24 protein-coding genes are annotated in these 21391 nt (G+C 57.0%); 16 read left to right on the forward strand and 8 right to left on the reverse strand.

What is annotated here, in order from left to right:
- Window positions 1–18: 18 nt before the first annotated feature.
- Window positions 19–534, forward strand: a complete 516-nt coding sequence (gene def, locus AC0YNU_RS11670) for a peptide deformylase (protein ID WP_475756464.1) — start codon at window positions 19–21, stop codon at window positions 532–534.
- A 38-nt stretch (window positions 535–572) separates the two neighbouring features.
- Here the strand turns inward: def and AC0YNU_RS11675 are convergent, their stop codons facing one another.
- Window positions 573–1409: an RMD1 family protein gene (locus AC0YNU_RS11675; RefSeq protein ID WP_475756466.1), complete on the reverse strand. Its 837-nt coding sequence runs from the start codon at window positions 1407–1409 to the stop codon at window positions 573–575.
- A gap of 163 nt (window positions 1410–1572) precedes the next feature.
- On the opposite strand from AC0YNU_RS11675, the gene AC0YNU_RS11680 reads away from it, so the two are divergent.
- Complete coding sequence (locus tag AC0YNU_RS11680) at window positions 1573–2583, forward strand: phosphotransferase (protein WP_475756468.1); 1011 nt, start codon at window positions 1573–1575, stop codon at window positions 2581–2583.
- Window positions 2584–2666: 83 nt separating this feature from the next.
- Here AC0YNU_RS11680 and AC0YNU_RS11685 read toward each other — a convergent pair whose 3' ends face one another.
- Entirely contained in the window at window positions 2667–4484 is a 1818-nt protein-coding gene (locus AC0YNU_RS11685) for an APC family permease (protein WP_475756470.1), read from the reverse strand.
- Window positions 4485–4709: 225 nt separating this feature from the next.
- On the opposite strand from AC0YNU_RS11685, the gene hisJ reads away from it, so the two are divergent.
- The 6 genes from hisJ to AC0YNU_RS11715 all read left to right on the forward strand — a co-directional run bounded on the left by hisJ (window position 4710) and on the right by AC0YNU_RS11715 (window position 8589).
- Window positions 4710–5537 (forward strand): histidinol-phosphatase HisJ, encoded by an 828-nt coding sequence (gene hisJ / locus AC0YNU_RS11690; protein ID WP_475756472.1) that lies wholly within the window; start codon window positions 4710–4712, stop codon window positions 5535–5537.
- Between the two features lie 198 nt (window positions 5538–5735).
- Entirely contained in the window at window positions 5736–6476 is a 741-nt protein-coding gene (locus tag AC0YNU_RS11695; RefSeq protein ID WP_475756474.1) for an MgtC/SapB family protein, read from the forward strand.
- Between the two features lie 66 nt (window positions 6477–6542).
- Window positions 6543–6896, forward strand: coding sequence for a metallophosphoesterase (locus AC0YNU_RS11700; protein WP_475756476.1), 354 nt, complete (start codon window positions 6543–6545; stop codon window positions 6894–6896).
- A gap of 21 nt (window positions 6897–6917) precedes the next feature.
- Window positions 6918–7484 (forward strand): metallophosphoesterase family protein, encoded by a 567-nt coding sequence (locus tag AC0YNU_RS11705; RefSeq protein ID WP_475756478.1) that lies wholly within the window; start codon window positions 6918–6920, stop codon window positions 7482–7484.
- Between the two features lie 172 nt (window positions 7485–7656).
- Window positions 7657–8214 (forward strand): SLOG family protein, encoded by a 558-nt coding sequence (locus AC0YNU_RS11710; RefSeq protein WP_475756480.1) that lies wholly within the window; start codon window positions 7657–7659, stop codon window positions 8212–8214.
- 18 nt (window positions 8215–8232) lie between these two features.
- Window positions 8233–8589 carry a DUF1904 family protein gene (locus tag AC0YNU_RS11715; RefSeq protein WP_475756482.1) on the forward strand — a complete coding sequence of 119 codons (357 nt, stop codon included), beginning with the start codon at window positions 8233–8235 and terminating at the stop codon, window positions 8587–8589.
- Here AC0YNU_RS11715 and AC0YNU_RS11720 read toward each other — a convergent pair.
- Entirely contained in the window at window positions 8586–9335 is a 750-nt protein-coding gene (locus AC0YNU_RS11720) for an AraC family transcriptional regulator (RefSeq protein ID WP_475756484.1), read from the reverse strand. The two genes, AC0YNU_RS11715 and AC0YNU_RS11720, sit on opposite strands and share 4 nt — an antisense overlap.
- A gap of 218 nt (window positions 9336–9553) precedes the next feature.
- Here AC0YNU_RS11720 and AC0YNU_RS11725 point away from each other — a divergent pair, with 218 nt between their 5' ends.
- Complete coding sequence (locus tag AC0YNU_RS11725) at window positions 9554–10477, forward strand: nucleoside hydrolase (protein WP_475756486.1); 924 nt, start codon at window positions 9554–9556, stop codon at window positions 10475–10477.
- A 140-nt stretch (window positions 10478–10617) separates the two neighbouring features.
- Window positions 10618–11577 (forward strand): hypothetical protein, encoded by a 960-nt coding sequence (locus AC0YNU_RS11730; RefSeq protein WP_475756488.1) that lies wholly within the window; start codon window positions 10618–10620, stop codon window positions 11575–11577.
- Window positions 11578–11721: 144 nt separating this feature from the next.
- On the opposite strand, the gene AC0YNU_RS11735 is transcribed toward AC0YNU_RS11730, so the two are convergent.
- Window positions 11722–12642, reverse strand: a complete 921-nt coding sequence (locus AC0YNU_RS11735) for a M15 family metallopeptidase (protein ID WP_475756490.1) — start codon at window positions 12640–12642, stop codon at window positions 11722–11724.
- Between the two features lie 297 nt (window positions 12643–12939).
- Between AC0YNU_RS11735 and AC0YNU_RS11740 the strand changes: the two genes are divergently transcribed.
- From AC0YNU_RS11740 to AC0YNU_RS11760, 5 genes are all read left to right on the forward strand, one after another.
- The gene (locus AC0YNU_RS11740) at window positions 12940–14568 is read left to right on the forward strand and encodes a glycoside hydrolase family 26 protein (protein WP_475756492.1); all 1629 of its coding nucleotides are present in this window, start codon (window positions 12940–12942) and stop codon (window positions 14566–14568) included.
- A 217-nt stretch (window positions 14569–14785) separates the two neighbouring features.
- Window positions 14786–14962 (forward strand): hypothetical protein, encoded by a 177-nt coding sequence (locus AC0YNU_RS11745; RefSeq protein ID WP_475756494.1) that lies wholly within the window; start codon window positions 14786–14788, stop codon window positions 14960–14962.
- Between the two features lie 168 nt (window positions 14963–15130).
- Window positions 15131–15349 carry a hypothetical protein gene (locus AC0YNU_RS11750; protein WP_475756496.1) on the forward strand — a complete coding sequence of 73 codons (219 nt, stop codon included), beginning with the start codon at window positions 15131–15133 and terminating at the stop codon, window positions 15347–15349.
- A gap of 162 nt (window positions 15350–15511) precedes the next feature.
- Complete coding sequence (locus tag AC0YNU_RS11755) at window positions 15512–15982, forward strand: MEKHLA domain-containing protein (protein ID WP_475756498.1); 471 nt, start codon at window positions 15512–15514, stop codon at window positions 15980–15982.
- 19 nt (window positions 15983–16001) lie between these two features.
- The gene (locus AC0YNU_RS11760; RefSeq protein ID WP_475756500.1) at window positions 16002–16352 is read left to right on the forward strand and encodes an MmcQ/YjbR family DNA-binding protein; all 351 of its coding nucleotides are present in this window, start codon (window positions 16002–16004) and stop codon (window positions 16350–16352) included.
- 108 nt (window positions 16353–16460) lie between these two features.
- Here the strand turns inward: AC0YNU_RS11760 and AC0YNU_RS11765 are convergent, their stop codons facing one another.
- Window positions 16461–17246 (reverse strand): lipase family protein, encoded by a 786-nt coding sequence (locus AC0YNU_RS11765; protein WP_475756502.1) that lies wholly within the window; start codon window positions 17244–17246, stop codon window positions 16461–16463.
- Between the two features lie 190 nt (window positions 17247–17436).
- On the opposite strand from AC0YNU_RS11765, the gene AC0YNU_RS11770 reads away from it, so the two are divergent.
- Window positions 17437–18654, forward strand: coding sequence for a PP2C family protein-serine/threonine phosphatase (locus AC0YNU_RS11770; RefSeq protein WP_475756505.1), 1218 nt, complete (start codon window positions 17437–17439; stop codon window positions 18652–18654).
- A 58-nt stretch (window positions 18655–18712) separates the two neighbouring features.
- Here the strand turns inward: AC0YNU_RS11770 and AC0YNU_RS11775 are convergent, their stop codons facing one another.
- From AC0YNU_RS11775 to rsbW, 3 genes are all read right to left on the reverse strand, one after another.
- On the reverse strand, window positions 18713–19948 hold the full coding sequence (locus AC0YNU_RS11775; RefSeq protein ID WP_475756507.1) for a magnesium transporter CorA family protein: 1236 nt from the start codon (window positions 19946–19948) through the stop codon (window positions 18713–18715).
- A gap of 187 nt (window positions 19949–20135) precedes the next feature.
- Window positions 20136–20906, reverse strand: coding sequence for a sigma-70 family RNA polymerase sigma factor (locus AC0YNU_RS11780; RefSeq protein WP_475756509.1), 771 nt, complete (start codon window positions 20904–20906; stop codon window positions 20136–20138).
- A complete protein-coding gene (rsbW, locus tag AC0YNU_RS11785; protein ID WP_475757958.1) occupies window positions 20906–21382 on the reverse strand; it encodes an anti-sigma B factor RsbW in 477 nt (158 codons plus the stop codon). Before rsbW ends, AC0YNU_RS11780 begins: the two co-directional genes overlap by 1 nt.
- Between the last annotated feature and the right edge of the window lie 9 nt (window positions 21383–21391).

A 21391-nucleotide genomic window follows, 5' to 3' on the forward strand; every position in this document is an offset into this window, starting at 1 on the left:
CAGAGGGGGAGTATAGGAATGGCGGAGAAAATCATCCTCCCATTCGGCGATCCGATCCTGCGCAAAATCGCCAAACCGATTGAGGAAATCAATCCGAGAATCATTAAGCTGCTGGACGATATGGCCGAAACGTTATACGCCGCCGAAGGAAGGGCAGGGCTTGCGGCGCCCCAGATCGGCATTTTGCGCCGAGCTGTCGTCATGGATGTCGGGGCCGGGTTGATCGAGCTCATCAATCCGGTCATCGTCGAGTCGTCCGGCGAACAGACAGGGGCAGAGGCCTGCTTGTCCTATCCCGGTTATCGGGGACAGGTGACGCGGGCACAGGCGGTCAAAGTCAGCACGTTGACCCGTGCCGGCGAAACGGTCATTTTGGAAGCCGAGGGCTTTCTCGCGATTTGCATGCAGCATGAGATCGATCATCTGAACGGGATCTTGTTCATCGATCATGTAAAGGAGCCATACGTGATGCATGAGGAGACCGGGCATAGGGTCCGGGTGATGGACGCGCAACGTTTAAGCAGACCGATGTGAAGTCTTGTTTGCCCGGCGCCTCCCGCCGGCACTGCCAATCAAGGCAACCAGCCCGCAACTTGCAGGAGCGACAGCACCACTTCAATCACGATGAGGATCACGACGATCCACTCGACGAACAACCCTCGGATCGAGTGGCTGATCGTCGAGAATCCTTCCATGATGTGATAGAGCACTTCCGTCTTGCTTCTCATGATGGTATGCCGATCGTTCAGTTCGAAGAATTCCAGCATTTTGTCGTAAAACATGCCCGCATTGCCGTTGGTCCACGTAATATCGGGCTTATCGAGAATCATGATCGATCCGAGGGTGTTATATTCGTGCCGCACGATGGTTGCGGTCGTCCTCGCCAACTCCTTGTTGCCGATGCGCAGCTTCCCTTTCTCCAGCCGGTCGATCATATACTCGAGCTTGTCGTGAATCTTCCCGAGCTGCTCCTCGATCTTCTCGAGCGCGACGGACTTCGCGAGCACCGTGGCGATCAATTCCGGATAAAACGGCTCGAACTCCGGGACGATGACGAATTCGTCGGTCCATTCGAGCTGCTCCTTCGCTTCCTGGTGCAGGCTGTAATCGTCCGTGTAGCGGCTCGCATGCTGAATCTCGATGTCCGGCTCGAAGCGCCTGAGGAAATGCAGCATGTCATTGATCTCGTCTTGCTTGGCCTGATTGACGAACACGACGCTGCCGAATGAAAAGACAAGCACCTGCTGCGATCCGCCTGTGTCGTGGTGAAAAATGGAGGCTAGGATGTCATCCTTCAAAATCAACGGTTCTTCCCAAGTGAACTTCTTCGGTATTCCGCAATAAATGGCGATCTTGTTGAGATCGATTTCGTTTGCGACGGCAAAGGCTCTGAACGTGATGGCTTCCATGATCATCTCTCTTTTCGGTAACTTCCTCGTTGGATCCTATCTTCCTTGTATCCCCAAATAAGCGCGTGCGGACACTTACCCGTTCAACATTGTTGATCGAATCGGCGACGGTCCGGGTAAGGCGACTAAGCGGTCTGAGTTTAAGAGAGAGGAGAGACTTGCGATGCATGCTAATATCGAAGCCGTGCTAGGCAGCTATTTTGACAATCCGGTCTATCGCATGGATGACGTTCCGTTCGGCCTGACCAATACCACCCGCATCGTGTCGATAGACGAACAGCGATACGTCGTACGCCTCTATAACCGCCATACCAAATCCGCCGCGCTCTTGGCGCTCGAGCATGGGATGACCTCTTATCTGCACGCAAGCGGCTTATCGGTCGATGTGCCCGTATTTCTGCGCACGCTTGACGGCGGCAATTACATAGAATTACCGGACGGCACGCTTGGCGCGATGACGACTTTCCTGGAAGGGAAGGTTCCCGTGCTTGCCGATCTTGATCAAAATGAAGCCTACGGACGCGTCGTAGGAGAAGTCGCGCAACAGCTGGGCAGCTTCAGCGTGTCCGAACAACAAGGCGCAGGCGTTTCCTTCCTGGATTGGGCGGACCTGCACCCCTTGGCGAACCAAAGCGCAGCTGAACGGTTTCTAGCGAAGCCGCCGTTTCCGATAGCCCCGGAAGCCGTTGCATTCTTCAATCACGCGGTATCCGTCCTGGATGCCAAGATGGAGCAGCTGCGTCGACTGCCTCGACAGTTCGTTCATCACGACCTCTTGATATTCAACCTGCTGGCCGTGGATAACCGCATCGGCGGCGTGCTCGACTTTGACTTGGCTTCATTGGATGCCGGGATAATGGAGTTCGCCATCTCGCTCAATCATGTTCTGCAACTAAGCGAGGGGTCCATGGCAATGGCGGAAGCGTTCATGAAAGGCTATGCGGGCTATCGCAAGCACAAGCATACCGATTCGGAACTGGACCAGCTTCGGTCGCTGACGCAGGCCTATCATATCGCGGTGCTCTATTTTTATATTGGACAGCACTATGCCGGCGAGAACGTGGAGCAGCCATTCGGCTACATCCTGCAGCAGTTCATGACGCGCGATGCGTGGCTGGATCAGCATGGTTCTGAGCTCAGGAGCGTGGCAGCCTGTTACATAAGCGAAACATAAGACATAGCGGCGCAAAATGAGAAAGAGCACTCCCGGCGGGAGTGCTCTTTCTGGCATCTATGATTTTCCATGGCGCAAGACGACTATCGCATCAAGTGATAAGGCACCGTCGCCACGACGACGTCCTTCTGATTGAACAGATACGCACGGAGCAGCAGACTGGATTGGTTGTGCAGAATGTTATGCCACCAGTGCTTCGTGATGAATTGCGGGATGAGCACCGTGATGTGGTCCGTCTCCTGCTGCTTCCATTCCACCGTCTCGATGAAGCGGACGATCGGCCGGATGATGCTGCGGTAGCTGGAACGCAGGACGATCAGGCGAACGCCGGGGTTCCATTCTTCCCATTTCTTCTCGAGCCGCTCGATTTCTTCCTCGTCGAATCCGACGTAGACGGCGACGACGTTGTCCGTCAGCGATTTGGCATAGCTGATGGAATGCAACACGACCTTCGTAATGCCGGCGACAGGCACGACGATGGTGCTGCCCTTGATCGCGGGCTTCTCCTTGTCGATGTTGATCCGGAGCTCTTCCGCGGTGTTCATGTAATGCCGGTTAATCTTGAAGAAGATGAAGATGACGATCGGCAGGAAGATGAAGACCATCCAGATCTGCGAGAATTTCGTGAAAATAAAGATCAGCGTGATGATCAGCGTCGTCAGCATCCCGATCGTATTGACGACGAAGCCGAACATCCAATTCGCCGGCTTCAGGCGCAGCCAACGCAGCATCATGCCCAGCTGCGAGAGCGTGAACGGGATGAATACCCCGACCGCATAGAGCGGGATGAGATTTTCCGTGTCCCCGTGGAACAGGATGACGAGCAGCGCCGAGAAGACGCCGAGAAAAATAATGCCGTTCGAGAAGCCGAGCCGATCGCCGCGCACCATGAAGGCATGCGGCATGTATTTGTCCTTAGCCAGCATGAAGGCGAGCAGCGGGAACGCGGAATAGGCGGTGTTCGCGGCTAGAAACAAGATCAGTGCCGTAATGCCCTGAATGGCGTAGTACAGGAAGCCGCGGCCAAATGTGGCGTCGGCAATCTGAGAGACGACGGTTTCGGTCGGATTCGGCGCAATGCCGTTCCAATAAGCGAGCAAGCTGATCCCGATGAACATCGCGCCGAGAATGACGCCCATCATGACGAGGGTCAGCGCCGCATTGCGTTCCGCTGGCTTCTTGAAGTTCGGAATGGCATTGGAGACGGCCTCGACGCCGGTGAGCGCGGAGCAGCCGGAACTGAAAGCTTTCAATAGCATGAACAAGCTGATATTCGAGACGGCCGTCCCAAGCTCGGGAATGTTGCCGCTCGGCCCGTGGATGATCACCTTGATGACGCCTGCGATGATGAGCAGGAACACGGCCCCGACGAACAGATAGACGGGGTAGGCGAGCACGGATGCGGATTCCCCGATCCCCCGCAGGTTCATGACGGTCAGGAAGACGATCATGATGAGCGCGATGAGCACCCGATGGTCGTGAAGGGACGGGAAGGCCGACGTAATGGCATCCGTTCCGGCCGAGGAGCTTACGGCGACGGTCAGGATGTAGTCGACGAGCAGCGAGCCGCCTGCCAGCAGACCCGTCGAGACGCCCAGGTTGTCTTTGGCGACGATGTAGGCGCCGCCGCCCTTGGGATACGCGTAAATCGTCTGGCGGTAAGATAGGATAAGAATTAATAGCAGGCCCAAGACGGCGATCGAAATCGGAATGGAATACCAGACCGCGGCGAATCCGGCAGCGACCAGCACGAGCAGGATTTGCTCGGTGCCGTAAGCAACCGACGACAGGGCATCGGAAGACAGCACGGCAAGCGCCTTCAGCTTGCTTAGCTTCTCTCCTTCCAGTTCGGCGCTTTTCATCGGCCGCCCAATTAACAAGCGTTTAAATCGGCTAATCATGGATGGAACCTCTCTTCTCTCCACATAAGGAAACAATGTCTAGGATTGCTTTTAGAATATCCGTATTGAACAGAATTCATTATAGCAGAAATTATACGCGTTAAAAGATGTTATACGGAATAAATAGACAGGAGTTGAACAGCCCCGCCGGGATGGTATACTTGGAACAAATACGCCAATTCCGCCTGCAGCCGAGCGACTGGCAGGGGAGAACCGGAGGGGAACATGCCGACTTTGCTTAAATGGGACGGACATACGCATACGAAGTTTTGTTATCACGGCAGCCAAGCGGAGTCGGAGGCTTACATCGACCGCGCGATCGAGCTGGGATTCCAGCGTTATACGATCAGCGAGCACCCGCCGCTCCCGGCCGAATGGGTGCCGGACGAGAAGTTGATGGCCGAGCTGGCCATGCCGCAAGATGAACTGCCGCTTTATCTGGATTACGTAACCACCATTAAACAAAAGTATGAAGGCCGAATCGAGATCGCGACGGGGCTGGAGATGGACGTGCTGCCGGGCGCGCTTTCTTATACGGAAGCGATTCTGGAGCAGTACGGCGATCGGCTGGAGGACGTCGTCTATTCCGTGCATTATTTGCCGGGCCGAGGCGGCATGCGCTGCATCGATTTCACGGCGGAGGATTTCGCGGAGAACCTGCTGGCCTACTACGGCACGATGGAGAAGGTCGTCGACGAATACTATAATCACGTGGAAGCCGCGATCGAATGGGCGTCGGGACTGCCGATGCGCAAGCGAATCGGGCATATCAACCTGATCGAGAAGTTCGCGCTCAAGCTGCCGCCGATCGACGAGGCGCAGATCAAGCGGCGCCTGGAGGGGATGCTGCCGAAGCTCGCGAAGAGCGGCGTCGGTATCGATGTCAACACGGCAGGGCTTCGCGTGGCTACCTGCGGCAAGCCTTACGTGCCGGAATGGTTCTTTGCCGCCTGCAAGGAACGAGGCATCGCGCTTGTGTATGGCTCCGATGCGCACCGCCCGGAGCAGGTCGGCCTGGGCTACGATTGGTTCGAAGCCCAAGCGTTGCGGTAAATAGGTGCTGAGGCCGTCCGGCTGCCGTTCTTGGAATAAGCGGGAATGCCGTCCGTCCGTTATTCGCCGCGCCTTAAGTATTCATTATTTTTTTGAATCCCGGATGCATGGCCGGCGCTTCGCGCGTATAGATAACACAAAGGGCGAATGCGGAGGCAGTCCGGCTCCCGGCCGATCATGGAGAAGGAATGAGGCAGCATGGCAACGACAGTACCGCAAGTTTATGATCCGAGTATTTGGCAGATCAGCTATTGGGAATTAACGCTCCGCCTGGTCCTTGCGCTTGTGCTTGGCGGACTTATCGGTTTGGAGCGCGAGCTCGGCGGGCATTCAGCGGGCTTTCGGACGCATATTCTCGTCTGCCTGGGCTCCGCCGCGATCGTGCTGTTATCGATGTACGGATTCTCGGAATTCTCTTCGGATCCCAACGTCCGTCTCGATCCGGCGCGTCTCGCGGCGCAGGTTATCAGCGGCATCGGCTTTCTGGGTGCTGGCACCATTCTTCGCACGGGCCTCACCGTATCGGGACTGACGACGGCAGCTTCCCTGTGGGTCGTCGCCGCCATCGGTTTGACGGCGGGAGCGGGCTTCTATTACGGCGCCGCCGTGCTTACGCTGCTCGTGGTCGTCAGCCTGTTCGTGCTGAACAAGCTGGAGAAGAAGTTCTCGCGGGCGAAGCGGAAGCGGGATTTGGTGCTGCGCGTCAACAAGGAGTCGTCGAGCTTGAGTCAGGTCGTGACGGAGCTGCACCGGTTCGGCGTCGGGATCAATAAGATGATCGTCGAGAACGAAGAGGCGGAAATTTCGGATCGCGCCGAGATGCTGATCGTCCGGCTGCAGCTCAAGCTAGGGCCGTCCAGACGTTTCGAGGATGTCATCGTCGCGCTGGCAGCCATCGACGGCGTGTACGGGCTCGAAGCCGGCGCGGAGTCGTTATAGGGTAAGAATAGTATGCGTAGTAAGCGAATAAAGGTTGCCATACCGGCGGAGGGAGCGGTTCAAACGATGGAGAAATCTTTGTGCTACCGCGGGGACGGCACGTTCACGATCGTCCAGTTTACGGATCTTCACTGGCAGAACGGAGAACCGGATGACCAATTGACCCGTATTCTCATGGAGCGGGTGCTGGAAGCGGAAACGCCTGATCTCGTCTTGTTCACGGGAGACGTGATTTACAGCAAGAATTGCGAGGATCCGCGCCAGTCGTTCCGGGAAGCCGTCCGTGCCGTCGACAGCCGAGGCATTCCGTGGGCGGCGGTATTCGGCAATCACGATACGGAGCATCTCGTCACGCGGGGCGAGCTGATGGACGTGCAGTTGGAGCATCGCTGCTGCGTAGCGGAAGCGGGAACGGCGTAATTAAGCGGCGAAGGCAATGCCGTGCTTTTCGTGCGCGATCCCGAGAGCGGCGAGCCGGTGAACGCGCTCTATCTGTTCGACAGCGGCAGCTATTCCGATCTGCCGCACATCATCGGCTATCAATGGATTCAGCGTGACCAGATCGCCTGGTACACCGCGCAGTCGGCGGCCATCGCGGCTGCGAACGGCGGGGTTCCGCTGCCGTCGCTGGCCTTCTTCCATATTCCGCTGCCCGAGTACAAGCAGGTTTGGAAGAAAGAGCTCTGCTTCGGCAGCAAGCACGAAGGCGTCGCCTGCGCGCCGGTCAATTCCGGTCTGTTCTCCGCCATGCTGGAGATGGGCGACGTCGTCGGCACGTTCTGCGGACATGACCACGTGAACGATTATTGGGGCGCCCTGCACGACATTCGTCTGTGCTACGGCCGGGCGACAGGGTTCCAAACCTACGGCCGCGAAGGGTTTCCGCGCGGGGCGCGCGTCATCAAGCTGGAACGGGACGCGCGGGATTTCGCGACCTACGTCCGCCTGGACGGCGGATCCGTCATTCGGGAGCCGAAGGAGCATTACCCAAAGGGCATGGAATCCTAAAGGCGGTGATGACGGCTATCCGGGCACTCCCGGGTTTCCGCGTGTAGACGCGATGTTTCACGGAGTGGCGCCGGGAATCGGACGCCGGACGCCTGCCCTTCGGGGCAAGGTTGTCCGGCGCTATTTATTTGTGCTACGCTTATATAGAAGCGCAAACAAGGAGCATGAGGCAATGAAACAGGTTCTGGTTACCGGATACAAAGCTTCCGAGCTCGGCATTTTCTCCGACAAGCATCCAGGCGTGTCCATTATCAAGAAAGCACTCAAGCAGCGGCTTGGGTCGATGGTCGAAGAGGGACTGGAATGGGTTATCGTGAGCGGTCAATGGGGTGTTGAGCTGTGGGCTGCAGAAGTCGCGCTGGAGCTTAGAGCTGAATATGGTTCGTTGCGCTTGGCGGTCATTACGCCGTTCCTGGAGCAGGAAGAGAATTGGAGCGAGCAGAAGAAGACGGTTTACGGCACCATCCTTGCCGGCGCGGATTACGTGAACAGCGTGTCCCATCAGAAATACGCAGGACCTTGGCAGTTCAAGGGGCGCGATCGGTTTCTGCTGGACAACACGGATGGACTGCTGCTTATTTACGACGAAGAGCAGGAGGGATCGCCGCGGTTTCTGCTGGAGCTTGCGCGAAGGCATGCCGAATCGGTCCCGGATTATGCGATTATCGTCATTAACGGCCAAGACCTGCAGCAGATCGCGGAGGAAGAACAGTATCGCGAGTACGATTAAGAAGGAGTGTTCAGCCGTATGCCCCAACTTACGATGCGAGGCGTCAACATCACGGAAGTCATGAAAGTCAGCAAAGCGCTCATCGACGAACTGGCGGAAATTTGCCGCTGCAGCAGAGATAATTTCACCATCGATTGCATCGCCACGACTTCGATTTCGGACGGAGCAATCGTTCCGACTTTTCCGTTTGTCGAGGTAGCTTGGTTCGACCGTCCGAGAGACGTTCAAGACGGCGTGGCGAACGCCATCACCAATCATCTGCTGCTTACGGGCATTGCGGAGGTCGAGGTTGCCTTCAAGGTATACCGGGAAACCCATTATTACGCCAATGGACAGCCGTTTATGGTGAAGGCCGGGCCGCCGGTATTCGATTAATGGCGCTTCTGCCGGAACAAGCGGGGCGGCTCGCCCTGCTCCCGCTTGAACAAGGTGCTGAACTGCGCGTCGCTCGAGAAGCCGCATTCCTCCGCGATGGCGGTAACGGTGAGCGTGCTGTGAAGCAGCAGATGGCTTGCGCGCTGAATGCGTTTAGTCAGCAGGTAAGCGATCGGCGACCGTCCGAATTTCTTCTTGAACAAATGCCTGAAATGATGATAGCTGTACCCCACCATCTCCGCTAATTCCTCCACGGTAATCTTCTGATTGTAATTCTCGTCGATATACGCCCGCACATAATGCAAATGATCGGTCGATTCTTTGAATGCGCTTACGTGTGCCTTCCGCTGATGCTCGATTACGATCATGCTGAGCAGGTAATTTAATTTTTCGGGATAGTACGGCCGTTGCTCCTGCATTTCGGCCAGCATGCCATGGAGCAGCTGCTGAAGAGGCCTGTCCGATTCTTCCTCATACAACCCTTCCCGGAGCTGCATCTCCGAGCCTGTCAAACGAAAACCGACGCACACGACATCCGTATCCGTCTGCCGACGCTCGTCGTGCAGGGTGCCTGCAGCCAGGATCGCATAAGTGCCCGGTTTGTAGGCGTGCCGAGCGTCCAGAATATGCGTCGTACCGCTTCCCGAACCGTAGTAGACCAGCTCGTAGCAGGTATGCGCATGCATCGGCATATAAGAATTGGCCGGCCGAACGGATTGAAACAGAAAATCCATCTGCGCCTGCATCCGCTCACGTCTCCTCTCTGGGATCATAGCCAAATCATGCAAACTTTCAGCCATATGATAATACAAACCAACTAGCATCAAGTGTAAAATGAGCATGAATCAAGTCGTTGTCTGCTTGCGAGATAACCAAATCATAAAAGATTTTGTGCCTCGAGACAAGCTTAAACCAGCACAGACACAAGCTTACCAATCAGCTTCAACCCTTTGGGAGGATGAGAATGAATATGGTACAATTCCCGGTCCTTTCGGATCAACAAATGCTGCAGCGTCTTGCGCATCCGAAGCGCAGCGTCCGCATGGTGCTGGACACGGACACCTTCAACGAAATCGACGACCAATTCGCCGTCGTCTATGCCATGAAATCGCCGGAGAGCGTAACGGTCGAAGCGTTCTATGCCGCGCCGTTCTATAACGACTTGTCGTCCGGTCCGAAGGACGGCATGGAGAAGAGCTATAACGAGCTGCTCAAAATCGCCGGCCATCTTCCGGAGATGGCCGGAATTCCGATCCACCGCGGCTCGGACAGCTACCTGCCAGGAGCAGAAACGCCGGTGGAGAGCGCGGCCGCGCGGGATCTCGTGGAACGGGCGATGGCCTCGTCCGAGGACGATCCGCTCTACGTCGTGGCGATCGGCGCCATTACGAACGTCGCGTCCGCGATTCTGATGGAACCGAGCATCATCGAGCGGATCGTGGTCGTATGGCTGGGCGGACATGCCCTGCATTGGCGGGATACGAGCGAGTTCAACCTGCATCAGGATCTTCATGCTTCCCGCGTCATTTTGAACAGCGGCGTGCCGCTCGTCCTCATACCATGCATGGGCGTGACTTCGCATCTGCACACGACGCTGGCGGAGGTGGAGAAGTTCGTGAAGGATAAGGGTTCCATCGGCCACTATTTGTACGAGACGTTCAGAGACTGCAGCAAGGACCATTTCGGCTATTCCCGCGTGATCTGGGATATCTCGACGATCGCTTACCTGATCAATCCGGAATGGACGCCGAGCACGCTCATCCACAGTCCGCTGCTCTCGGAGGACTTTCGCTTCAGCATCGACAATACGCGCCACTTCATCCGCATCGTCGATTATGTTCATCGGGACGGCGTGTTCAGAGATCTGTTCCGTAAGCTGGAAGACTGAGCATAGCGCGCGACAAGCTGCGGCTTGCATTGCAAAAGGACCATTGTACCCGGATAATGCCGGGAAAATGGTCTTTTTTTGCTGACAACCGCATCCTTGATGCGCGGCTTGCGTATAACCAGGTTACAACCCTTGGAAGGATGGCGATCGTAGTGGCGGATACCGGATTAGACCGCTTGGCGGAAGCGAAGGAGCGCAAGCATAGAATGGAACGGGCACAGCGCCGACAGGAACAGCTGCGCAGCCGGATTCGCGAGAACGAACGGCGTATCTTCGAGCTGGAGCTGAAGCTGCGGTCCGAGCAGGAGGACGTGGACAAATTAACCCGGATGTCGCTGGCGAATTTGTTCCATACGCTGCTGCGAAGCAAGGATGAGCAGTTGGATCTGGAACGGCAGCAGGCGCTTGCAGCCGCGCTCCAGCTCCAGGAAGCGAAGGACGCGGAGGAGCGGATGAAGGCCGAGGTCATCAGCCTTGGCGACGAGCTTACGGCCTGCGGCGGCGCAGACCGGGATTACGAGCGGCTGCTGCGGGAGAAAGAAGAGCTGCTGCGGCATTCGTCGGCCTACGCGAACGAGCTGGCCGCGATGGATACGGCGATCGCCGACAAGTCGCTTCTGGCCAAGGAGATCCGCGAAGCCTTGTCGGCCGGCCGGAGCGTGCTGCTCTCGCTGGAGGATGCCTCGAACAGCTTGGAGAAAGCGGAGAACTGGGGCAATTGGGACCTGTGGGGCGGCGGAGGCATGATCAGCACCCATATGAAGCACGAGCATGTGGACGATGCCAAACGGTCCATCAGCAGCGTGAACCATATGATGCGAACCTTCCGCGACGAGCTGGCTGACCTGGAGAGGAACGTCGATATTCATGTCGATATCAGCAGCATGCTGAAATTCGGCGATTATTGGTTTGACGGCCTGATTACGGATTGGGTCGTTCAGAAACGGATCAACAGCGCCCAGGACCAGACGCTGGATGCGCTCCTTCAAGTCAGAACCATCGTCAGTAAGCTGCAATCGGAATATTCGTCGGCAGAGTCGGTACTGACCGGCCTGCAGTCGAGCCGCGTCCACTGGATCGAGACCAGCAAGGCGGAATAAGAGGATCATTCGATGAGAAACGCGTAACGAGAGCGTGTAACAAGAAAGGAGGCTGCCCCAGTGCCGTATGGCATCGGGGCAGCCTCCTCTTATTGCGGCAAGCAGTTGTTTTTGGTTTTTAGGGAGAGCCCCATGGTGATAAGACTAGAAACGGGCCAAATAAGCTTCCAGCGTCAGGCCGAGCTTCTTAATGTCCTTGGCGACGAAGACGCCGACATAGCGGACATGCCACGGCTCGTACATGTAGCCGGTCTCGGTCTCCTTGCCCTTCTCGTACCGGATGATGAAGCCGTAATCGGCAGCGTGGGCTTCCAGCCACTTACCTTCCTTGGTTTGGCCGTAGCTCTCTTCGAGTCCGTATTGTACGCTCGCGCTGGAGACGTCCATGGCCAGGCCTGTCTGATGCTCGCTTTGGCCGGGATGCGCGCTGAACGTGTTCGCTTCTTCCTCGCCGTGCGCTTTCGCGTAGGCGTTGAAGATCGACTTTTGCGACGGGTAGGAGCGATAACCGGATACGGCTTTCAGCTCGATGCCGTCTTTATCGGCGCCTTCGAACAACTTGCCGAGCGCTTCCGCGGCGACCTTGCGCATCTCCTGCTTCGGGCTGTCGCCGGAGAAGGAGAACTCAACCGGCGCTTTGATTAGATCGTCAGGAACATAATCGGGATCCAATTCGCGCTTCTTGTTGACGAGCACGAGCGGACTGGTTGCATTCGTGACATAAGAGATGCCGTTCTTCTGGATGGTCGTGCGCGATGCGGCGCTGTCGTGCATGAATTGCTGGAATTCCGTTTGCGCTCCGGCCGTGGCCGTGCCATCCGCTGCGTTGCTGCCGGAATTCGTACCGGACGAAGCGTTGCTGCCCGAGTTCGTCTGGGACGAAGCGTTATTGCTTGTCCCGGGCGAAGTTGCCTTAACGCCTGTGACGGTGTGACTGCTGCCGGAATTCGAAGCTGCCGAATTGCCGAACGTATCTTGAATGTACGTGGTTTGAGTCCATATAATGGCGGCGGCACCGAGCGCGATGCCGAGAACGACGACCGGTATGACGACAGATTTTTTCAAGCGTTTCTTGCCTCCTCATTTGCTGCTCGGCCTTGCTGTAGCGATGGTATGCTGACGCAATAATTCCCGTCATCTTGAGCGGGTACGATGTTTCAGCTCCGTGCAGCTTTCGTGTACCTATTTATACGAATATTATAGATAGAATTGTTGCACTTGTACAACGCGCCGCAGCTTCCAAATCTCAGTTTGCAGTCTTTTTAAGTCGAAAAGTGTCAAAAAATGTCTTTCATCTTCCTTGATAACTGGTGTAATATGGAATCTATTGGAATTCATCATAGATAGGGGTTCAAGGACGAAATGAAGACGAAACGAAGAACGATGAAGTTTGGCGTGAAGCTCATGCTGCTGCTGGCCGCGACGGTCATCGCATGGACGACAGCGTCTACGCATGACGTGCAAGCCATGGACGTATGGGGCATTTACAAACAGGCGCAGATGCTCGAGAAGCAAGGCAAATATGCGGAAGCAATCGCCAAGTATAAGCAGATCGCACCCGAATTCGCGGCCAAGAAGGAATACGGCAACGCGGCGGGCATGTATCGCCGGATCGGCGACGATTACGCGAAGCTGAAGAAATACGACGATGCCGTCGCCGGCTGGGATATGGAAGCCAAATATTCCGGCTTGGCCGGACAAACCCAGATCAGCATCGCGGCGAAGCGCCGCGCGGACATGCTCCGGAGCCATGCCAGCCTGTTCGTGGAGACGACGGCCTCGGCCGTCGGCAGCAGCTACGCGCATGGCGCCAAATTCGAACCCAAGAACGGCGCGCTGCTCGGCGCGTACGCGGAGCAGGATCCCGCCGTTCATAACCCGAGCACCGCGAAGCCGTTCTACACGGAACAGTTCCCGGTGCTGACGGAGAAGAAGCATGCCGCGTATTTGGAATATTTCACTTACGGGAAGCCGTTGTCCAGCATTCAGAGCCACATCGATCATGCGCGCGAGGCAGGCACGGCGATCGAGCTCGGCATCCAGCCGCTGAAGGGACTCGGCGAGGTTCAGGACAACGAATACTTGCGCCAGCTCGCCCGCGACATCGAAGCTTCGGGCGTGAAGACGTTCGTCCGTTTCGCCAACGAAATGAACGGCGACTGGGTGCCTTGGCATGAAGCGAATCCGAAGAACTACATCGATAAATTCAGGATCGTCGCGAAGGTGATCCATCAGGAAGCGCCGACCAACGCGGCCATGGTCTGGGCGCCGGACCGCCTGCCGGAGAACACGATTCAATCGTATTATCCCGGCGACGACGCGGTGGATTGGGTAGGCGTGAGCTTGTATTCCATCTTCAATCCGACGCTCGATCCGCTGCAGCAGGGCGAGGACCGCTCCAGCCATCTCGAGAAGTTCGACAACATTTACAAGCTGTATGCCGCGCGCAAGCCGGTGTTCATCTCCGAAGGCGGCGTCGCTTACATGTATCCGGAGAAGAAGCAGGACAAGACGGACTGGGCCGTGTACAAAATGAAAGAATTTTACGCCACCCTGCCGATGCTCTATCCGAAGGTGAAAGCCGTCTTCTGGTTCGACAGCAACCATGACGCCTCCGCGCGGATCAAATATTACATGCTGTCCGCGAACGCGAAGCTGCTTGCCGCTTACAAGCAAGCGATCGTTAATCCATTCTATCTGAGCAATGTCGGTGACGAATCGCCGATCGCCTACAAGCCGGCCAGCGCCGCTTCGCCGGTATCCGCTTCCGTGCAGCGTGTCTCCGCTCACGTGAAGACATGGTCGCCGACGCTATCCAAGGTCGTGTATCAGATCGGCGGGAAGACGGTCGCGACGACGACTTCGCTGCCGTGGACGGCGCAGATCGACTTCGCGCCCTACAAAGGCAAGAAGATCGATGTTGTCGTCAAGGCATACGACGGCAAGAACACACTCGTCACGACGCAAACCGTGCCCGTGAGCGTGAAATAACGAACGTCTATCGTCCGGCTGTACGGGGACGCCGCACCGGCGCCTCTATGCTGCCGGACGCTTTTATTATTACCCGCAAGAACGACTGGGCAACCGAGGTTTGGGTAACGGAGGTCTGGCAGAGGGAAGGCGGTCACGCGTCCTTTCACTGCCGCATCGGCTAGTGGTATGATACAAACATGGAACGAAGCGGGTATAAGGAAAGGAGTGGTCGGCGATGAACGAGCCGAATCCGACGCTTGCGGAGCAGCTGGCGGCCGCGCTCGCGGAGATCGAGGAGCTGCGCGGCGACAAGCTGCGTCTGCAGCGGGAGCTCGTCCGGCTGCGCGGTTTGCTGCGCGGGGAACCGCGGGAGCTCAGGTCCACGAAGCTGAACGAGGCGCTGCGGGAATAAGCACTGCTAGACGATGGCGTTTGCGCCGAGTCATAAGGAAGGAACAAGCGAGTCGTAAGGAACCGGCAACCGGTGGAAAGAACTTGCGCGAATGCGCGCATGGCTACTGGAAAGCCTGGCGAAAAAGCGCTACAATACGAGTAGTACAAACAGGGCGAGGTGATCTCAATGTCAGAAAACCAAACGACGCCGGAATCGCAGGAGCAAGAGCTGGAACAGCCGAAGAAGGTATCCCTAGCCGATGCCGTCAAGCAGAAGCTCGCGCAGAAGAAGCTTGAACAGGCGAACGGCGGCAAGCAAAAATTCGGTCCAGGCGGCAACCAACAAGCGATGAAGAGCCAGAATACGAAGAAGGTCAACAACCAGCGCAAGAAAATGGGCGTGTAACGCAAACGACGGACAAGAAGAAGCGCCGCCGCCGTTCATCGGCGATGAAGCTTCTTCCCACACAAATAGAAGGCAAGGATGCCGGAAACGGAGCCTTTCTTCATTTTCGAAACTGAAGGTGGTTATTCGCCTTCGGTTTTTTTAATGATCGGAGGAGAACGAATGATGCAATTACGGCACTTAACTGGAATAGGAACGGAAGAACGTCACGCGGCCATTCTGCTTAGCAGCTACCGGAGACTGCTCGGGAAGCCGCTGCTGGAGACCAATGCGGACAAGCCGGCAGCGGAGCAGCTGTTCGAAGCGCCGATCGCCGTGTTATCCCATGGCACGGAGCAGTCGCCCGTGCTCAATTATGGCAACCGGACCGCGCTTGGGCTGTGGGAGATGGATTGGCCTGCATTTACGTCCATGGAGTCGAGGCATACGGCTGAACCGCTCATACAAGCGGAACGGCAGCGTTTCCTCGAAGCGGTAGCGGCGAAAGGCTATATTGACGACTACAGCGGCATTCGAGTTGCCGCGAGCGGCCGCAGGTTCCGTATCGAAGAAGCGGTCGTATGGAACTTGATTGACGAAGACGGCGCGTATTATGGACAAGCTGCCGCCTTCGCCAACTATACGAGGGTGTAGGAGGAGGCTGGAAGCAGCGATGAAACCCATTATCGACCACTGCTTGTCCTTGAAATGCGCAGAGAAGGATTATCCGTTCGGGCCGGAGCCGCTCGTCATGAAAGTCGGCGGCAAGATGTTCGCGCTTATCGCGGACAACGAGGTATCGCTCAAATGCGATCCTGGCATCGCCGAAAATCTGCGCGAGCAGCATGAAGCGGTGAGGCCGGGCTATCACCTGAACAAGAAGCATTGGAATACCGTTACGGTCGACGGCACGCTGCCGCTGGAGGAGATCTACGACATGATCGATCATTCCTATGCCCTGGTCTTCGGCGGACTGCCCAAAGCGGAGCGCAATCGGATCGACGCGCTGCTGCGTCTCCCATAGCTGCTAGGAGCAATGCCAGGCCGAAACGGCTTGCCGCCTGTAATCCGCGTGCAGCTGAATCGGCTGGGCTCGCCGGTTTCCCCGCCTGAAGGCGAAGGCGGGCCGTGCTTATCGGAGCGGGCACCATCCCGGCGGTCCCGAGCAGATCGCAGCCGTAAAGCCGGGCGCGTCCTTGGCCAAGTCGGCGAAATAGCTGCTGATCACGTGATTGCTGCCTACGGATCCATTTCGGAAGCTCCGCTTCACTTCTTCTTTGACGTGGAGGTAATAATAGCTTTTGTCCGTCTTGGGCGAGTTATAGACGAGCGGCGGCAGATGAGGCACGACATCGTATTCGTTCTGCACGCGGAAGTTGATGGGCACGGCCGCGTTGTAGCTGCGGACGAAGGACGGATCGCCGACGCGGGGCGCGCCGAAGGTATAGGTGATGAGGTTGGCCGGCTTGCGATTGATCGCGATATCGAGCGAAGCGAGCGTGGCGAGCGCGCCTCCAAGGCTGTGGCCGGTCACGAACAGCGGCTTATCCGCAGACGCCTGGTCGAGCAGTCGGAAGATCGCGTCGCGCGCCGACATATAGACATCGGTGAAGCCGCGGTGCGTGAGGCAGCTTTTGCCGACCGGCTTGAAAGTCGTCTGCTGTGCAATCATATCGGTTATCCAGTCCGTCGGCGAGCTGGTGCCGCGGAAAGCGAGAATAATGCCGCGCTCGGACTCCAGCACGAAGCCGAACAGCTCTTGGTCGCCGGCATAGGAGGCGGCGCTGAACGGTCCGACCAGCCGGTAAGTTTCCGGTATCAGGAACAATCCGCCGTTATCGTACTGCACGTAGGTTTGACTGCAGACGGCCGCCAGGAAGATCGCTGTTCGCAGGTCCATCGCGCTGCCGTTGTTCATGGCTGTTCCCCCTCTCATACACCCATTGTATGAGCCGCTGGGCCACTGTGCTTTAGGCATCTGCCCCTTCAATAGGCCGAACCGCGATTCAACGGAGAGGAATCCGGGTAACTAAGGAGAAGTAGTCTTGCGATGAGCGGCGGAAAGACGGTAAGGCTGAAAATCATGGAAAATAGGAGAACCAGCTGGCATGAATAAATTAACGGCATTGGACGGAGCGGGTAAGAGATGGCATATGCGCATTGCCGTCGTCGACGATAATCCGATGAACATAACCGTCGTGAAAGAGATTTTGAAGCGCGCGGGTTATGCGGATATGCTGACGGCCGCAAGCGGCATGGAGCTGTTCGCTCAGCTTGGCTTGGACGCAAGCGGTCACGAGCCCGAGGGCATGCCGGGAGGCGACGACCACGGGGTCGATTTGATTCTGCTCGACATGATGATGCCCGGCGTAGACGGAATTACGGTATGCGCGCGCATTCAAGAGTCGCCTCGGCTGAGGGACATCCCGATCATCATGGTGACGGCGATCGGCGACTCCAAGAAGCTGGCGGAGGCGCTGGATGCCGGCGCGATCGACTACGTGACGAAGCCGATCAATCGGATCGAGCTGCTTGCGCGCATTCGGGTCGCGCTGCGCCTGAAGGAACAGAAGGACTGGCACAAGGAGCGCGACCGGCGGGTAAGAGAGGAGCTGCAGCTGGCCCGAGAGGTTCAGTATGCGGCGCTTCCGCAGCCGGTTGACGACGAGGGCATGGCGATCGACGCCATCTACCGGCCGTCGGAGGAGCTGTCCGGCGATTTGTACGCTTGGCACCGGATTGACGATAACCGATACGGAATCGCCGTTATCGATGCCATGGGGCACGGGATCAGCTCGTCGCTCGCCAGCATGTTCATCGCTTCCGTGCTGAAGGAGGCGATGACGAAGCAGGTGGAGCCCAAGCGCGTCGTCAAGGAGCTGAACCGGCGCTCGCATCAGCTTCAATTTGCGGACCAGCTTATCCAGTATTATTTCACGGGCTTGTACATGGTCGTTGATTTGAACAAAGGCGTGCTGGAATACGTCAACGCGGGACATCCGCCGGGACTGCTCGTTCGAAGCGACGGTCATGTCGAGAATTTCAAGGTGGGCGGGGTGGCGATCGGTTTGTTCAGCGAGATGACGCTGGAGAAGCATGTGATCGAGATATCACCCGGGGACCGCATCATGCTGTTTACGGACGGCATGTACGATTTGGTCGGCAGCGATTACGAGGCGGACAGGGAAGCGAGCTTGGCGGAGCTGCTTCGGCCGTTCTGCAGCAAGACGCCGGTCAAGTCGCTCGAGGATGCGCTGTTCAGCGGCGAACAGCGGGAGGACTTAGCGTCCGATGACCGCTGCATCGTCGTGGTGGATATCAAATAAATACAAAAGGGAGCATCTCTGGGCGGTCTGAACCGGCACCTACGGAGAGCTCCCTTTCTTATTCGGTTGGGATATGATTGCGGCTGGAGCGCGAGGGAAGCGGAGCATCGCCGGACTCGGCCGCTGCTGTACCTTCGGACGGATTTCTCTTCTGCACCATGGATACGGTGGATGGCGTGCGATAGGACGCTCGGCGGCTCGGAAGTGCCGGCGTGTCGGCGGAGCTCGTATCGGACCGTTCCGATTCGGCCGACTTCACCCGCGACGTGCTGACGATATCGCCTTTGGAGCGGCCGTTCAGCAAGTCGCCCGTCCAGCCTTTATGCCATAGCCACCAGTAAATAAGCAGCGTCGTGACGACGATGATGGAGCTGACCGTCGCGAAGCCCCAGCGTTCGCCGGCCCACGGGATACGGTTGAAATTCATTCCCCATACGGCGCCGATGACGGTTGCCGGCATGAACAGGGCGGTGAAGATCGTCAACGTCTTCATGATATCGTTGCCCCGGAAGTTCGAGATGGCGTCGTCCATCATGAGCAGCGTGTCGATTTCCATCGCATAATGGCTGAGCAGGCCTTGGACCCGATCCAGCCGCAGCTCCATCCGCTTGAATTCCTCCAGGTCCGACAGCTCGTCCATGAACGCTTCCTTGGCCGCGCCTTGGATCTCCTTGATCGGAATAAACAGATGGCTCCAGTGAAGCAGCTCGTAGCGCCGCTTGAAGATCTCGTTCATCAGTCCCGTCTTGTTATGACGGCTCATGTTCAGCTCGAGCTCGCCTAACCGGGTCTCGAATCGATCCAGGCCGGTATGGAACGTCTCCAAGATGCTGCTCAGGATAACGAACAATGCCTCCGGCGCCGAATGGCAGCGGTTCAGCTTATCCTGCCACGGATCGAGCTGAAGCCGCAGAGAGAGGCGCAGATCGCTTTGATACGTGACGAGCTTGTCCTTCGTGACCCGAAAATGAAGCGGGTGGACGTCGTTCTCGTCATCCGATACTTGGAACATCAGTGTTCCCTGCAAAATCGAGTGACCGCCTGGAAGCTCGGAAACGATGATCTGATTGTGCGCGCAGCCCTCCACTTCCTGAAGCCAGGCGGCAAATTCAGGAGGGGTCTGCTTGACATCAAGCTTGGCCGCGGCTGGAAAGCTGACGTCGTCCTCGTTCGGATTCGCCGCGGCATTGCGGGCGGCTTTCCGGCTGCGGCTTAAACCGGAGACATCCGGTCGTTTGGCGTGCAGCATATGCCATTCCCATTCCGAAGGAAATTGCAGCAACCGATGCATCATGTATTGGAAGCCTCCTGCTTGTCCGTACGTACGCGAAAGTCGTTAGTACCATCATAACGCGAATTTGGCAGATAGTACAACTCGCGAGCGGGAAATTGTTCCAAATTCCTCGTATGCTTGCTCCGCGAATCAAAAAAAGCACGCGCGAAGCCGGTCGTTATAACCGGGTCGGCGTGCCTCTCAGGATTTAGACTTCCTCTTGCTCGCTGAGCAGCACCTTCAGCTTATCAATGGCTCGCCGCTGAATACGCGAAATGCTCATCTGGGAAATCCCAAGCTGGTCGGCGATATGGCGCTGCGGCAACCCCTCCGAGTAGGCCAGCAGCAGCACCTGCTGCTCCTGCGGCTTGAGCTGCGACATCGCCGCCTGCAAATCCAGCCGCCGGTCGACGTCGTCGAAATCATCGCCGGGAGAGCCCAGCAGATCGCCGAGGGACGTGGCATTGTCCTCTTCGGAAATCGGCGTGTCTAGCGACACATAGTGGTACAGATCGCGGCCGGCGAGGATCTCGGTCGTTTCCTCGACGGAAAGCGCCATCTGAGCGGCGATTTCCTCGACCCTCGGCGATCGCTCAAGCCTGACGGTCAATTCGTCGATGGCTTGCTGCACCGCGATGCCTTTTTCTTTAATCCGGCGCGGGACCTGAACGTACCAGGACTTGTCGCGCAAATAGTTTTTCATATGCCCGATGATGCTCTTCATGGCATAAGGCTCGAATTGAACGCCCAAGGAACTGTCGAATTGACTGAACAGACGGAGCAGGGCGATTTGGCCGACCTGCATGAGATCCTCATACAAATCGGGTCGATTACGCGAAATTTTACCGGCAGCCATACGAACCATAGGCTCATAATGCTTAATCAGCTGTTCTGCGATCTCATTGTCGGGACTGTCCTGATAAGCGATAATGAGGTCGGCGCCGGTAATGGGTGGTTGCTTGGCCGGCTGCGTGCTCATCACATTTCACCGCTTTTTACCAGACGCTTCGTCAAGACCACTTCCGTCCCCATGTCGCTGTTTACCTCGACGTCGTCCATCAATGCTTGCATCAGATAAAGTCCGAGACCGCCGGCTTGCAGCTCGTCGATCGACTTTCCGTTGACCGGAGCCGCCTTGCGGGCAGCAACGGCCGCATCGAAGCTTCGTCCGTCATCCTTCACGACGATGGAGAGCGCATCGTCTCTCTTCACGAAGCGAACCTCGATCCGCGGCGGAGGCGTCGGCGCTTGAGCGGCCTCGCCCGTGTTCAGATCGCCGTAGGCGTAGAGCACCGCGTTGTTGCAGGCTTCCGAGACGGCAACCTTCATATCTTCGATTTCTTCATAAGAGAAGCCCATTTTTACGGACAGCCCGTAGAGGGTAAGCCGCACCAAATCAATATATTCCGCAGACGCAGGCACCTGCAGCGTTATAACGTCCTCCGTTAAGTTCATCATTCATCT

The organism is Paenibacillus sp. J31P316 (assembly GCF_056269105.1).